Here is a 14424-nt window from a genome sequence, read left to right on the forward strand (position 1 = left end):
CAATCTTCACGCGAAAGGCCGGATCGGCATGATGTCCTACCCGGCCCGGTTTGCGCTAAATCGCGTCAGTCGCGCTTGTCAGTCTCGCCTGCAAGCGACTGGTCCTGACGCTGCTTTTTTGGGTAATCTTCCGTCTTCACGCTGGATTGGTTTTTGAGAGCGATGTGATCTTCCACGATGCCGCCATCGCGATCGCCTTCCGGCTCATCCCGCTCGCCTTGTGGATCGTCGTCGATTTCATATTCCATTCTGGTGTCTCCTCTCCCTAACAACGCATGAGGGCGCGTCAGGGCACCGATCTTTTCTGGCGAAGCGCCGAAATGCCGGGGAGCAGCGCCCAGTCGAGTGCAGTCGCGATCAATGTGGCCCCTTGCGCAGGATCGTGTCCATCTGTTCGCGCAGGATCGGGTCCCACTCGGAACGCAATTCGCGAACGCGCGCGATCAGCGCTTCGTTTTCGTGGTAAGGCATGTCGAGCCTATAGAGGTTCGCGATATCCACCATCGTGCTGCGGTCCATCTCCTCGAAAGCGTCCGCCGCAGCTTTGGCCTGGTCTTCGTCCATGCCTAGCGCTTCGAAAGCGGAACGGCCCATGCGCAGCGAGCTGTCATAGGTCTCGCGTACGATGTCGCGACAGCCATAAGCCCATAATTCGTAAACGTGATTGCGATCGATCGCGCGGGCGAGAATGTGAAGATCGGGATAGTTCTTGATGGCGTAACGCACCAGTCTGTCGATCTGCTCGCGCTCATCCAGCGCCACGACCAGCAGCTTGGCCTGCGCGATTCCCGCCGAGGCAAGCAGGTCCGGGCGGGTCGCATCGCCGAAATAGGTGCGGAAGCCGAATTTGCGCACGATCTCGAGCTGATGCGAATCGTAGTCGATCACCGTCGTGGAATAGCCGGCTGCCTGCAGCATCCGATCGACGATCCCGCCTATCCGACCGCGCCCGGCGATGATGACGGGGTTCTCTTCCTCGATCGCGTCCGCCTCGCGCTCGTCCCTCTCGCAATAGGCGTGCGCCACAACCTTGTCGTAGAAGATGAACAAAAGGGGCGTCATCAACATGGTCAGCGCGACGACCAGCAGCATCAGATCTGCGAGCGCAGTGTCGAAGACGGCGTTGGCGATGCCGAAAGATATGAGGACGAAGGCGAACTCGCCCGCTTGCGGGAGGCTGAGCGCAAACAGCCAAAGCGCCTGCTTTCGCAATCCGTAGAGCCAGCCCACCGCCAGGAGAACGAGCATTTTCGCGGCGATCGTGACCAGCGCCCAAAACAGTACGGTCGGCCAGATGTCGCCCGCGAGGGTAAAGTCGATTCCCGCACCGACCGTGATGAAGAATAGCCCGAGCAGAAGCCCTTTGAACGGGTTGATATCGCTTTCCAGCTCGTGCCGGTATTCGCTGGTCGCCAGGACGACACCGGCGAGGAAAGCGCCCAGCGCGGGGCTGAGGCCCACAAGCGACATGAGAAGCGCGATCCCGATCACGACGACTAGAGCGGCGGCGGTAAACAACTCGCGCAGATTTGCCGCGGCGATATACCGGAACAGCGGGCGGATCGCATAAATCCCGATGGCGATGACCGCGCCGACTGCCACGATCCGCGCCAAGGCAGCCATCCAAACCGGCATCGCGGCGGTCAGGTCGATCCCGCCGTGATGCGCCGCCTCCCCGGCATGCGCGCTCGTCGCATCCAGCAATTCCGGCATGGCGAGGAAGGGCAGCAGCGCAAGGATCGGGATCACCGCCACATCCTGCACCAGCAAGACGCTGAAGCTCGCCTCGCCCCCTTCGGAGCGCATCAGATTCTTCTCGGTCAGCGTCTGGATGATGATGGCAGTGGAGGACAATGCGAGCACCATCCCGATGGCGAGCGCGGTGCGCCAGGGCTGGTCGTCGAGCAGAGCGATGCTGGCTATGGCGAGCGTCGTCAGGAGCACCTGCCCTCCACCGAGACCGAACAGCTTGCCGCGCATTTCCCACAAACGCTTGGGTTCGAGTTCGAGCCCGACGATGAAGAGCATCATTACCACGCCGAATTCGGCGAAGACCTGCAAGGCTTCGACATCCACGCGCAATGTCGCGAGCAGTGGGCTGATCGCCATGCCAGCGAGCAGATAGCCCAGCACAGAGCCGAGGCCGAACCGGCTCGCCAGTGGAACGGCGGCAACGCTGGCCACCAGAATGAGAAAGGCGAGGATCAGAAAACCGGTCAATGCGCCTTCCCCAATGCAGCGTCAGCGCGGTTCAGATGTGAAGCGCTCGTCCGTAACTTGCCAGCACGCTTTCATGCATGGATTCCGAAATTGTCGGGTGCGGGAACACCGTGTTCATCAGCTCCGCCTCGGTCGTTTCCAGCGTCTTGCCGACAACGAAGCCCTGAATCATCTCGGTCACTTCTGCGCCGACCATGTGGGCGCCCAGCAATTCGCCGGTCTTGGCGTCGAAAACGGTCTTCACGAAGCCTTCCGCTTCGCCCAGCGCGATCGCCTTGCCATTGCCGATGAAGGGGAACGTGCCCGCCTTCACCTCGTGGCCCGCTTCCTTGGCTTTCGCCTCGGTCAGGCCGACGCTGGCGATTTGCGGGTGGCAGTAGGTGCAGCCCGGAATGTTGTTGCGGTCGAGCGGATGCGGATGGACGTCCTTGTTGCCAAGTTCCTTCGCGATCGCTTCTGCACAGGTGACGCCTTCGTGGCTCGCCTTGTGCGCCAGCCACGGGCCGGGGGTGCAATCGCCGATGGCCCAAAGGCCCTTAGACTTGGTACGACCATAGGGATCGATCTGGATGAATCCGCGATCCATCTCCGCCAGCTTCTCGACGCCGATATTCTCGGTATTCGGGACGATGCCGATGGCGGTGATGCAGTGGCTAAATTCGGTCTCCGTGACCTTGCCGTCCTTGCCCTTGATCTTGGCCTTCACGCCGGTGCCGGACACCTTGATGTCCTCGACGCCTGCGCCGGTCATGATCGTCATGCCTTGCTTAGTCAGGCTCTTTTCGAGAAAGGCGCTGACGTCTTTGTCCTCGACAGGCACGATCCGGTCGAGCATTTCGACCACGGTCACGTCCACGCCCATGTCGTTGTAGAAGCTCGCGAACTCGATTCCGATGGCGCCCGATCCGATGACCAGCAGCTTGGTCGGCATTTCGTTCGGCGTCATCGCGTGGCGATAGGTCCACACCCGCTTACCGTCCGCCTTGGCGAAGGGCAGATCGCGCGCACGCGCTCCCGTGGCGACGATCACGTGCTTGGCGGTGAGCTTCTCTTCGCCCTTCTCCCCCTTGACGGTCAGAGAGGTCGGCCCGGTCAGCGTGCCTTCGCCCATATGGACCGCGATCTTGTTCTTCTTCATCAGGTGCGTGACGCCCTGATTGAGCTGCTTCGCGACGCCGCGGCTGCGCTTCACGACCGCGTCGAGATCTGCCTCGATCTCGCCTGCGATCTTCAGGCCGTAATCCTCGGCATGTTTCGCAAAATGCATGATCTCGGCCGAGCGCAGAAGCGCCTTGGTCGGGATGCAGCCCCAGTTGAGGCAGATCCCGCCAAGCAATTCGCGCTCCACGATGGCGGTCTTTAGCCCCAGCTGCGCGCAGCGGATCGCCGCGACATAGCCGCCGGGGCCGGAGCCGAGAACGATGACGTCGTAGGAAGTGTAAGCCATAAATCTCTCTAATCGTTAGCCGAAAGGGCCGCCTGGCCGGCCATCCGAACCGGACGCGGCTTGTCGTCGTCGTCGAGCAGGACGAATTTGAACGTGCCTTGCGCGACCATGGTTTCCGCCGCGCCATTGCGAGTGCGCGCAACGGCTTCGACTGCGATGGTGAGCGAAGTGGTGCCCGTTTCGGTCACCTCGCCATAGACGGACAATTCGTCCCCCACCTGCATCGCGCCGGGAAAGCCGAAATCCGTTGCCGAGACGACTACCGCCTTGCCCTCGCCCGTGCGGCTTGCGAGCGATCCCGCGCCGAGCGCCATCTGGCTCATCAACCAGCCACCGAAAACGCCGCCATACGGGTTGGTGTCGTTTGGCATGGCGGTGACGCGAATAAGGGGAGAACGATCGGGCATGGATTATCCGGCCACCAGTTTGAGGAAATCTTCATCGACCCAGCCCGAACGGCAAGGGCCTTCATAGGCTCGGCGCGTCGGCACCGGCGATCCGGTGCCGCAATCGATCGGGTCGTCCGCATCGGGCGCATAGACAACGCCCATCCAGTCGCCGACCTTCTGGCACATGGAGACACCGCGTCCGGCCTCAATACGGTCGATCACTTCGGCACTGCCCGCAGGCGCGGCAAGCACTGGGAGACTTTGCCCATCCGCGCCGAGATTGGTCACCCGGCCGAAGCTGGCGCAGGCATCGAAGCGCGGCCCGTCGAACCCGATTTGCACCCGGCGCGCGCTGGGCGCGGCCCGAATCTGCGGGGCATCGTCGCTTGCGCCATATTCGCCGCGCGGCCCATCGCGATCGCTGCAGGCGGACAAGGAAAGAAGCAGAGCGAAAGCCCCCGTCGAAAATCCAATCAAGCCGTGCCGATGGCTCAAACCACCAGCCCCATTGGATTCTCGACCAATTGCTGGAACGCCTGCATCAGCGCAGCACCGTCTGCGCCGTCGATGGCGCGGTGGTCGAAGCTGCCGGTGGCGCTCATCACAGTGGCGACGCCCAGTGCGCCGTCGATAACATGGGGCCGCTGTTCGCCGGCGCCGACCGCCAGGATCATCGCCTGCGGCGGATTGATGACCGCGTCGAATTGCTTGGTGCCGAACATGCCCAGATTGGAGAGCGAAGCCGTGCCGCCTTGATATTCGTGCGGTTGCAATTTGCCGTCGCGCGCCTTGCCAGCGAGCTCCTTCATCTCGGTGGATATCTGGGCCAAGCCCTTGCGCCCCGCATCGACCACGATCGGCGTGATCAGGCCGCTCGGCGCGGCAACGGCGACCGAGATGTCCTGACGGGTATACTGATGCAGCTCGTCACCCTGGAAGCTGACATTGCAGGAAGGCACCCGCGCCAATGCGCGAGCGAGGGCCTTGATCAGCAGATCGTTGACCGATAGCTTGATCCCGTCCACTTCCAGCGAAGCGTTCAGCTGGCTGCGCAGCTTCAACAATGCATCGAGGCGCACGTCCACGGTCAGATAGATATGCGGAATGGTCTGCTTCGCTTCGGTCAGACGGCGCGCGATCACCTTGCGAACATTGTTCAGCTTCTGCGCTTCGTAGGGCGCGCCGAACTCGCTTTCCGCAGGCGTCTTCGCAGGCGTCTTCGGGGCTTCCATCGCCTTGTCGCTCCGCGCGGCGTCCTTTACTGCTCCTTTGCCCGGCTCGGCATTCTCGACATCGGCCTTCACGATCCGACCGTTCGGGCCGCTGCCCTGCACTCCTGAGAGATCGAGCCCCTTCTGTTCGGCGATACGCTTGGCAAGCGGCGAGGCCACGATGCGATCGCCCGAAGGTGCGGGAGCGGAATTCGTCGAAACCGAGGCGGTCGGGGCCGGCGAGGAGTTCGTCGGCGTCGAAGGCGCCTCTTCGGTGCGCCGCTCCTCTTCCTCGACCTTTTCCTCGCGAGCCTGTTCGGCGCTTTCGCCGCCGGCGGGTGATGCCTTCGCCGCTTCGTCCACGTCTTCGCCTTCTTCGGCGAGCATGGCGATAACAGTGCCGACCTTGACGCCTTCGCTACCCTCTTCCACCGCAATGGACGCGAGCGTGCCTTCGTCGACCGCTTCAAATTCCATCGTCGCCTTGTCGGTCTCGATCTCGGCCATGATGTCCCCGGCGGACACCTTGTCGCCCGGTTTGATCAGCCAGCGCGCGAGGGTGCCTTCCTCCATGGTGGGCGACAGAGCGGGCATCTTGATCGGAGTGGGCATGTTTTACGCTACGTCCTCGCGCGGGAAGCTGACGGTTCGGTTCGCTGCTCCTCTGCCCAAACCGGGCAGGACCCGCAAGGCCCTTGCGGTGAATACGAATTTACCGGATACGCGCCGGCACGAGGGGAAGGGGACCGATGCGCAATTATCTGGTCGTGATGGACGAGACCGACGAAGCGAAGATTGCCCTGCGCTTCGCCAGCCTGCGCGCCGCGCGCACCGGCGGTGCGGTGCACATCCTGGCGCTGGTGCCCCGGCAGAACTTCAACGCGTTCGGCGCGGTGCAGGCGACGATCGAGCAGGAGGCCAAGGATCGCGCCGAAGTGATGGCCAATTCCGCCGCTGGAAACATCTTCGCCGAAAGCGGCAAGATGCCCCAGATCGCGGTGCGCAGCGGGAACCCGCAGGAGGTCGTGCGTAATTACCTGAACGAGCGCGAGGACATCGCCGCCCTCGTCCTCGGCGCCAATCGCGAAGGTGGCCCCGGCCCGCTGATCACCCATTTTGCCCACGATGCGGGCAGCCTGCCCTGCCCGCTTTATATCGTGCCGGGCGGCCTCGACACCGAAGCGGTCGACCGGTTGGCCTGACGCCGGATCAGGTCAGGGTGCCGCGCGTCGGATAGCCCTTGTCCACCGTGAACATCAGCCCTTCGAGCAGATCGTCGAGATCGGGCCGCGTGAACGGCGCACTCTGGACGACGGCAAAATGCAAGGTGCCGTCCGGCTTGACCACGAACAGGCCGGGTTCCGAAAACATGTCCGGCTCCTCGCTCCCTTCGCGCTTTTCGGAAATGTAGAGGCCGTATTCGCGCGCCTTTTCCTCGCTCAGTGAGTGGGCGAGCGGGAGATCGTGCGTGTCCCACTCCTCATGGCTCACCGCCGCCCGTTCGGGACTGTCCATCGAGATCGCGAAAACGTTGATGCCCTTGTCCGTGAACTCGTCGAGCTTGCCGCCGAGTTCGGTAAGGTATTTCTTGCAGATCGGGCAATGCTTGCCGCGATAGAACACGAGCATCGTGAAATTCTCGGGATCCTGCTTTTCGAGTTCGAAGCGCGCCTCGATCGTGAGCGGCAGGTCGAGTGCGGGAACGGGCTGGCCGGGCTTGAGCATCGGTGAAATCTCCTTTGCTCTTCAATGGCCGGGTGCCCGTCCCCGTTCCGTCATTTCTTCTTGCCGCGCCCCTGGTGGCGAATGTTCTTCGGGCGCCCGCGCTGGCCCTGCGCATGTTTCTGACGCGGCGCGCCAGTGCCTTTGCTTGGGCCTTTGCCCGGACCCTTGCGATGCGATTTCTTCGGCGGCGGACGATCGCCCCGCTTCTCGATCCGTTCGCCATCGCTTTCGGGCACTTCGAATTTGAGCGCGCCGGTCAAAGCATTTGCTTCGGCAAGCTTCAGCTTCAGTCGGTCCCCCACGGCGTATTCCGTGCCGCTGCTCTCGCCGATCAGCTTCTGCGCCGCTTCGTCGTAACGGAAATATTCCCTGCCCAGCGTGCTGACCGGGACCAGCCCATCGCCGCCGAGCTTGTCGATCGTGGCGAAGAAGCCGAACCCCTGAACACCGGTGATGCGGGTGTCGAACGTTTCCCCGACGCGGCCCGAAAGCCAGGCGGCGACATAGCGGTCGACCGTGTCGCGCTCCGCTTCCATCGCGCGGCGTTCGGTCTGGCTGATCGCATCGGTGATATTGCCGAGCGCGGTTCTGTCACGGTCCGACAAACCCGTAGCTTCAGGTAGGTCGAGCTTCGTTTTGGGCTGTTCGAGCTTGTAGGCATCCACCAGCGAGCGATGGACCAAAAGATCGGCATAGCGGCGGATCGGTGAGGTGAAGTGGGCGTAGCTGCCCAGGGAAAGCCCGAAATGCCCGGCATTGGCCGGCCCGTAATAGGCCTGTGTCTGGCTGCGCAGGACGGCTTCCATGATTAGCGCCTTTTCCGCCGGGTCGGACACGTCTTTAAGCATGCGGTTGAAGAGGCCGGGCGTGATGACCTGCCCCAGCGCGAAGCTGCGGCCCTGGCTTTCGAGATACTCCTTGAAGGCGGAGAGCTTCTCGCGGCTCGGCTGTTCGTGAACGCGGTAGACGACCGGAGCCTTCTTCGCTTCCAGCGCCTTTGCCGCAGCGACATTGGCGGCGATCATGAAATCTTCGACCACGCGGTGCGCGTCGAGCCGTTCGCGTACGGCGATCTCCTCGATCACCCCTTCATCGTTCAGTCGTACCTGCCGCTCGGGCAGATCGAGGTCGAGCGGATCACGCGCCTGACGCGCCTTGTAGAGCAGCTTCCAGGCACCCCAGAGATCCTGAAGCGTCTTGTCCGCCGATCCGTCATCGATGGCTTTCTGGGCGTCTTCGTAGGCGACATTCGCCGCCAATCGCACGATCGCGCGAGTGAAGCGCCAATCGGTGATCTTGCCGTCGGACGAGATCGTCATGTGGCAGGCCATTGCCGCGCGGTCCTGCTCCTCGACGAGAGAGCAGACATCGGCGCTCAACACTTCGGGCAGCATCGGCACAACCCGGTCGGGGAAGTAGACAGAATTGCCGCGTTTTCTCGCCTCACGGTCGAGCGCACCGCCGGGGCGCACGTAATAGGACACGTCGGCAATGGCGACGATAGCCTTGTAGCCGCCGTTTCCGTCCGGCTCCGCCCAGATCGCATCGTCGTGGTCGCGCGCATCGGCGGGGTCGATGGCGACGATGGGGACATCGCGCAGATCTTCGCGCTTGTCTTCCGACAGGGGCAGATCGACCGCACGCTCCGCCTCGGCCATCGCCTCTTCGGGGAAGATGTGCGGGATGCCGTGCTTGGCGATGGCGATCAGGCTGAAGCTTTTGGGTGCCAGGGGATCGCCGATCACTTCGACCACCTTCACGCCTGCGCGCTGCGATTTGCCGGTGCGTTCGGCGAGGACGAGTTCGCCCTCCTCCGCGCCGCCGAGATCGGAAATCGGCGAGGAATTGCGCACTCGTTTGTCCACGGGCGCGAGCCAGGGTTTGCCGCCCCCGTCGAACTCGACGACGCCCATGAGGCCTTCGCTGCGAGCGGGGAGCTTCTTGATCGGCGTGGCGCGCCAGCCGCGCTCGGTTTCCTCGTTGCGCGCCAGAACGCGATCGCCGCGCTTGAGCGCCGCCATCTTCTTGGACTCTTTAACGAGCAGGCGCGGCGGCTTTTCGTCGCTATCGGGGTTCCAGTTCTCAGGCTCGGCGAAGACCTCGCCGTCGTCGATCTCGACCACCTTGAGAACGGTTACCTTCGGTACGCCGCCCATCCGGTGATAGGCTGTGCGCTTGCCATCGATCAGGCCTTCTTCGGCCATGTCCTTCAAGCGCTTTTTGAGCGTGATCTTCTCCTGTCCCTTGAGACCGAAGGCCTTGGCGATCTCACGCTTTCCAGCGGGGGTCTCGGAGGTCTGGATGAATTCGAGAATTTGTTCTTTGCTCGGCATGCCTTTATGCTGCCGGTTCTTGTTCTGTTTTGTCATGGGCCCGATATGGGGCAGGTGGGCGCATTTTCCCACCCCTGCCCCGTATCTCGCCAGTCGGCGCTTAGTACGCGCGAGCCAGTAAGATCCGTTCGACCGCAGGATCGCCGGTAAAGATGCACGCTCCATCGGCAGGCGCGGCATCCGTGGGCACGTTGCGGATCGTCAGCTTCAGTGCCTTCAACCGCTCGACCACCTGATCGAGCGCCGCCCCGGTCGGTTTCGACCATTGGACTTCGACCCAGCCGGGATATTTCGCGTCCGAATTGAAATGCGCTTCCACTGCGTCGTAGCTGTCGACGCCGCGCGTTATATTGGCCTCGCGCCGGTCGCGGGCTTCGGTCAGCAGCGCGGCCTGCATATCGGCGAGCACATCGGGGATGGTCTGCCCGGCGATCTCGCGGGTCGGCGCTTCGAAGGCAGGCTTGCCCGAATTCTTGTCCCACAAACGGTCGCGGCGCAGCATCGATACCACGCCGTTCTGCATGTCTCGCCCACCGACTTCGACGATGACCGGCGCGCCCTTGCGCACCCAGTCCCAGCGCTTGGCTGCCGCCTTGCCCGGTTTCGTATCGAGCAATACGCGCAACTTCTCGCCAAGCACATGCTGCCCGGCGAGCGTGGCGCGCAGCCCCTCGCAATAATCGATCAGCGCGGCATCCTCGTCATTGTCGCGCAGCATGGGCAGGATCACGACCTGCCACGGGGCGAGGCGCGGCGGAACGCGCAGACCGTCATCGTCGCCATGCGCCATGATCATGCCGCCGATCATGCGGGTGGAGACGCCCCAGCTGGTGGTATGGGCCAATGTTTCGCTGCCCTCGCGGTTCTGGAATTTGATCCCGCTCGCAGCCGAAAAATTCGTGCCGAGATAATGGCTGGTCCCGGCCTGGAGCGCCTTGCCGTCCTGCATCATCGCTTCGATCGACCAGGTCTCGACAGCGCCGGGGAAACGCTCGTTCTCCGGCTTCTCGCCCGCGATCACGGGGAGCGCCAGATCCTCTTCGGCACACTGGCGATAGACCTCGAGCATCCGCAGGGTGTGCTCTTTCGCCTCCGCCTCGGTCTCGTGCGCGGTGTGGCCCTCCTGCCAGAGAAATTCGGCCGTGCGCAGGAACATCCGGGTGCGCATTTCCCAGCGCACGACATTGGCCCATTGGTTGAGCTTCAGGGGCAGGTCGCGCCAGCTCTGGACCCAGCGCGCCATGGCATCGCCGATGATCGTTTCGCTTGTTGGGCGAACGACGAGTGGTTCTTCGAGCTTGGCTTCGGGATCCGGGATCAGCCCGCCATCGGGCCCGGCAATCAGGCGGTGATGCGTGACGACCGCCATTTCCTTGGCGAAACCGTCGACATGCTCCGCCTCGCGCTCGAAATTGGCAAGCGGGATGAACAGGGGGAAATAGGCATTGTCGTGCCCCGTTTCCTTGATCCGGTCGTCGAGCAGGCGCTGCAACCGCTCCCAGATGCCGTAGCCCCACGGCTTGATGACCATGCAGCCGCGCACGCCCGATTCCTCGGCCATGTCGGCGGCGCCGATCACCTCCTGATACCAGGCGGCGAAGTCGTCGGCGCGTTTGGTGGTCAGTGCGTGGCGGATCTGGGCCAAGGGTAAGCGTCCTTCGAAAAGAGTCGGGATCGCGCCCTTAGCCGGGGAGAGAGGCGAGTGTCGAGACGGAGCGGCGCGCGCCCTGCCCTAGCGGTCCATCTCGTCCAGTTTCTTCTGCATCGCTGCCATCTGGGCGCGCATTTCGGCGAGTTCGTCGGTCTGAGTGGCCGGTCCCTGGGACGGCGCCTTGGCTTGGCTTCCCGGGATCCAGGCCTGCGCCGCACCCTGCATCATCTTCAGATTGGTTTCGGCCAGCTTGGCGAAGGGGTTTGCGGCGATCCCCTTCTGGAAGGCTTCGTGCAATTGTTCGCGGTTCTTGCGGAAGCTGGCCATGCTCGCTTCGAGATAGCTCGGCATCATGGACTGCATCGAATTGCCGTACATCGAAATGAGATCGCGCAGGAAGCTGACGGGCAGCATCTGTTCGCCGCCCGACGCTTCCTGATCGACGATGATCTGCGTCAGGATGGCGTGCGTGATATCCTCGCCCGTCTTTGCATCCACAACCTGGAAATCGGTGTTGTCGCGCACCATCGTCGCTAGATCGTCAAGCGTGATGTAGCTCGAGGTGTCGGTATTGTAGAGCCGACGATTGGCGTATTTCTTGACGACGATCGGATCGCCTTCCTTGCGGTTCTTGGCCATTTCGTTGCGATCCTTCAGAGCTACGTCCAATCGACTTAGCAGCCGCACAAGTTGCGATGCAATATGACGCCTACGTCAAGCTGGATTTCCGCTCGAAGCGATCGCCGAGCAGCGTCAGCAGTTCGTACTGGGAGAGGCCGGTCTGCTTCGCCGCCTGCGGCAGATCGTAAGGCAGGGTGACCCAGTCTCCTTCTTCGAGCTCGGGCGTTTCGGTCAGATCTATCGCGATCATATCCATCGAAATACGCCCCAGTATCGGAAGCCGCCTGCCCTCATGCGCGAGTGCCGCTTCAGCCCAGGCGCGCAGGATTCCATCCGCATAGCCGAGCGAGACGATCCCGATTTGCATGGCACGGGGCGCTTCGAACAGCGCGTTGTAGCCAACCATCTCCCCCTCTTCGAGATCGCGAACGGCGATCAGCCGCGCTTCGATCCCGGCGACCGGGCGGATGGTGTCTGCGAGTTCGCGACGCGGCACCCCGCCATAAAGCGCGAGGCCGGGGCGAGTGACATCGTAGCGATAGTCCGACCCGAGAGCGATCCCGGCGCTGTTGGCAAGGCTCGCGATCTTGTGCGGAATGCGCTGGCGCACGCTTTCGAATGCGTCACGCTGCCGCGCATTCATCGCGCTGTCCTCGTCGGCGCAGGCAAGGTGGGAGAGTATCGCCTCCACCTCTAATTTGCGGATCGTCTCGCTTTCCGCCTCGTCGGGCCGGATGCCGAGGCGGTTGATGCCGGTATCCACCATCAGGTGGCACGGTCCGCCCCCTGCCGAAAGCCAGATTTCCGCCTGTCTTACACTGTCGATCACCGGCAGCACGCCGCTCGCGCGCGCATATTCGGCCTCCTCGCTTGTGACGACGCCGTGCAGCACCGCGACCTGTTCGGGCGGCACATGGCGCAGGACCGGAGGGACCTCGCCCCAATGCGCGACGAAGAAATTCCGCGCGCCCGCATCGCGCAGGACGGGGACGCAGGTGTCGACGCCGAGCCCGTAACAATCCGCCTTCACCGCCGCGCCCGCGCGTGCCGGGCCGCTCAGCGCATCGAGACTGCGCCAATTTCGCGCCAGCGCATCGGTATCGACGGTGAGCCGCAGGGTGGGCGGCGGCAGGTCAGGCATTAGTATCTTTAAAATCCGCTTCTTCGAAATCCTGGGGCGGCCCGCTCGGCAGGCCCCACCACGCGACCAACAATCCGAACGCGACCACGCCCCATGTGTACCACAGGCCCGAATAGGCGTTCCCGGTCATCGCCACGATATAGCTCGCGATCAGCGGCAGGAAGCCGCCGAGATAGCCCGCCCCGATGTGATAGGGGATCGACATCGAACTGTAGCGGATGCGCGCCGGGAACATCTCGGTAAGCAGCGCCGCGACCGATCCGTACGTCAGCGCGGAGAGCATGCCGAGCACCAGCAAAAGGCCGACAATGCCGAGGATGTTCGCCAGCGGAGGAGTCTGACGCTCGAAATCATACCCCTGCGATTCGAGCCAGGCCTGGATCGTCGCCCGGCGATCGCCTTCGGAGAGGGCGGAATAGTCGAAGCTCGCTTCGCCGATCCGCAGGTCGCTATCGCTCCCACCAATATTGTAGGGAACACCGAGCGAGGTCAAATCCTGCAAGACGCGTCCGCATTGGCTGCCCTGTACCTCGGCGAAAGGATCGTAGGTGCAGGCCGCGCCACTCACTGCGACGGGCGCGGCCCGTGCGCTGTCGTTCAGCGCAGGGTTCGCGAGCGCCCCGATGCCCCAGAACACCGGGAACAGCAGAAACAGCGAAGCGAGCGCCCCGATGACGATCGGCTTCTTGCGCCCCACCCGGTCGGACCATTTGCCGACCACGATGTAGAACCCCATAGAAATGGCTCCAGCGGCGAGCAGCATCCATTCGACCGCGCTCTCCTCAACTCGCATGGGACCGCGCAAGAAACTAAGGCCGGAAAAGAAGGCGGTGTACCAGATGGTCGTCAGCACGCCGGTGATCCCGAACAGCGCCACGAAGATGCGCTTAGGATTGCCGGGATAGGTCAGGCTTTCCTTGAACGGGTTCGAACTCGTCTCGCCCGCAGCCTTCATCGCTTGGAATACCGGGCTCTCCGACAGTTTCAGACGCATCCACAGCGATATGCCGAGCAGGACGATCGAGAGCAGGAAGGGCAGGCGCCAGCCCCATGCCGCGAACTCGTCCGCCGGGATCAGAGCGCGGCACGCGATCACGACGATGATCGACAGGACGAAGCCACCGACCACGCTGGCCTGGATGAAGCTGGTGTAGAAGCCGCGCTTTTCGGGCGGCGCATGCTCGGCGACGTAGATTGCCGCCCCGCCATATTCTCCGCCGAGCGCAAGGCCCTGCAGGATGCGGAACAGGATGACGATGATCGGCGCGGCAATCCCGATTGTCGCCGCGCTGGGGATCAGTCCGACTCCGGCGGTCGCGACGCCCATCAGAGTGACGGTGACGAGAAACGTATATTTTCGGCCGAGCCGGTCGCCGAGATATCCGAATAGGATCGCGCCCAAGGGCCGGAAACCGAAACCGACTGCAAATCCCGCCCAGACCAGCAGCAATTGCAGCGTCTCGTTATCGCTCGGAAAGAAGGCCGCGCCGATCAGGGCCGCAAGCGTGCCGTAGATGAAGAAATCGTACCATTCGAAGATGGTGCCCGCGCTGCTCGCCGCGATGACGAGGCGGATTTCCTTCTCGGTCGGCTCGCGCTGCATCGGAGGCGTCGGCGCGCCGCTTTCCGTGGAACCGATTTGCGTGGCCATGCTGTCCCTCCCCCGCTCGCTTCGTCCGGCGGCAT

At 63.1% G+C, this 14424-nt stretch carries 13 protein-coding genes; 1 reads left to right on the plus strand and 12 read right to left on the minus strand.

The annotated features are described in order from the left end of the window. Positions 1-65 precede the first annotated feature (65 nt). The 6 genes from J7347_RS03655 to J7347_RS03680 form a co-directional block, all read right to left on the minus strand. Positions 66-248 (minus strand): hypothetical protein, encoded by a 183-nt coding sequence (locus J7347_RS03655; protein ID WP_209160862.1) that lies wholly within the window; start codon positions 246-248, stop codon positions 66-68. 109 nt (positions 249-357) lie between these two features. Continuing rightward, positions 358-2220, minus strand: coding sequence for a cation:proton antiporter (locus tag J7347_RS03660; protein WP_209160863.1), 1863 nt, complete (start codon positions 2218-2220; stop codon positions 358-360). A 31-nt stretch (positions 2221-2251) separates the two neighbouring features. Next, positions 2252-3667 carry a dihydrolipoyl dehydrogenase gene (gene lpdA / locus J7347_RS03665; RefSeq protein WP_209160864.1) on the minus strand — a complete coding sequence of 472 codons (1416 nt, stop codon included), beginning with the start codon at positions 3665-3667 and terminating at the stop codon, positions 2252-2254. A gap of 8 nt (positions 3668-3675) precedes the next feature. Beyond that, positions 3676-4074 carry a hotdog domain-containing protein gene (locus tag J7347_RS03670; RefSeq protein WP_209160865.1) on the minus strand — a complete coding sequence of 133 codons (399 nt, stop codon included), beginning with the start codon at positions 4072-4074 and terminating at the stop codon, positions 3676-3678. 3 nt (positions 4075-4077) lie between these two features. Next, positions 4078-4491, minus strand: coding sequence for a hypothetical protein (locus tag J7347_RS03675; RefSeq protein ID WP_209160866.1), 414 nt, complete (start codon positions 4489-4491; stop codon positions 4078-4080). Between the two features lie 56 nt (positions 4492-4547). Continuing rightward, complete coding sequence (locus J7347_RS03680) at positions 4548-5879, minus strand: pyruvate dehydrogenase complex dihydrolipoamide acetyltransferase (protein ID WP_209160867.1); 1332 nt, start codon at positions 5877-5879, stop codon at positions 4548-4550. A 137-nt stretch (positions 5880-6016) separates the two neighbouring features. Between J7347_RS03680 and J7347_RS03685 the strand changes: the two genes are divergently transcribed. Beyond that, positions 6017-6469: a universal stress protein gene (locus tag J7347_RS03685; protein WP_067679678.1), complete on the plus strand. Its 453-nt coding sequence runs from the start codon at positions 6017-6019 to the stop codon at positions 6467-6469. 7 nt (positions 6470-6476) lie between these two features. On the opposite strand, the gene J7347_RS03690 is transcribed toward J7347_RS03685, so the two are convergent. The 6 genes from J7347_RS03690 to J7347_RS03715 all read right to left on the minus strand — a co-directional run bounded on the left by J7347_RS03690 (position 6477) and on the right by J7347_RS03715 (position 14389). Next, positions 6477-6992 carry a peroxiredoxin-like family protein gene (locus J7347_RS03690; RefSeq protein WP_209160868.1) on the minus strand — a complete coding sequence of 172 codons (516 nt, stop codon included), beginning with the start codon at positions 6990-6992 and terminating at the stop codon, positions 6477-6479. A 50-nt stretch (positions 6993-7042) separates the two neighbouring features. Next, complete coding sequence (gene rnr, locus J7347_RS03695; RefSeq protein ID WP_209160869.1) at positions 7043-9325, minus strand: ribonuclease R; 2283 nt, start codon at positions 9323-9325, stop codon at positions 7043-7045. A 100-nt stretch (positions 9326-9425) separates the two neighbouring features. After that, the gene (gene proS / locus J7347_RS03700) at positions 9426-10970 is read right to left on the minus strand and encodes a proline--tRNA ligase (protein ID WP_209160870.1); all 1545 of its coding nucleotides are present in this window, start codon (positions 10968-10970) and stop codon (positions 9426-9428) included. Between the two features lie 87 nt (positions 10971-11057). Beyond that, positions 11058-11615, minus strand: coding sequence for a polyhydroxyalkanoate synthesis repressor PhaR (phaR, locus tag J7347_RS03705; RefSeq protein WP_209160871.1), 558 nt, complete (start codon positions 11613-11615; stop codon positions 11058-11060). A 70-nt stretch (positions 11616-11685) separates the two neighbouring features. Then, positions 11686-12738: an alanine racemase gene (gene alr, locus J7347_RS03710; RefSeq protein WP_209160872.1), complete on the minus strand. Its 1053-nt coding sequence runs from the start codon at positions 12736-12738 to the stop codon at positions 11686-11688. Next, entirely contained in the window at positions 12731-14389 is a 1659-nt protein-coding gene (locus J7347_RS03715) for an MFS transporter (RefSeq protein WP_245173781.1), read from the minus strand. The genes alr and J7347_RS03715 overlap by 8 nt, the downstream gene beginning before the upstream one ends. Between the last annotated feature and the right edge of the window lie 35 nt (positions 14390-14424).

Origin of the sequence: Erythrobacter sp. A6_0 (genome assembly GCF_017744235.1) — a bacterium.
Taxonomy (GTDB): domain Bacteria; phylum Pseudomonadota; class Alphaproteobacteria; order Sphingomonadales; family Sphingomonadaceae; genus Qipengyuania.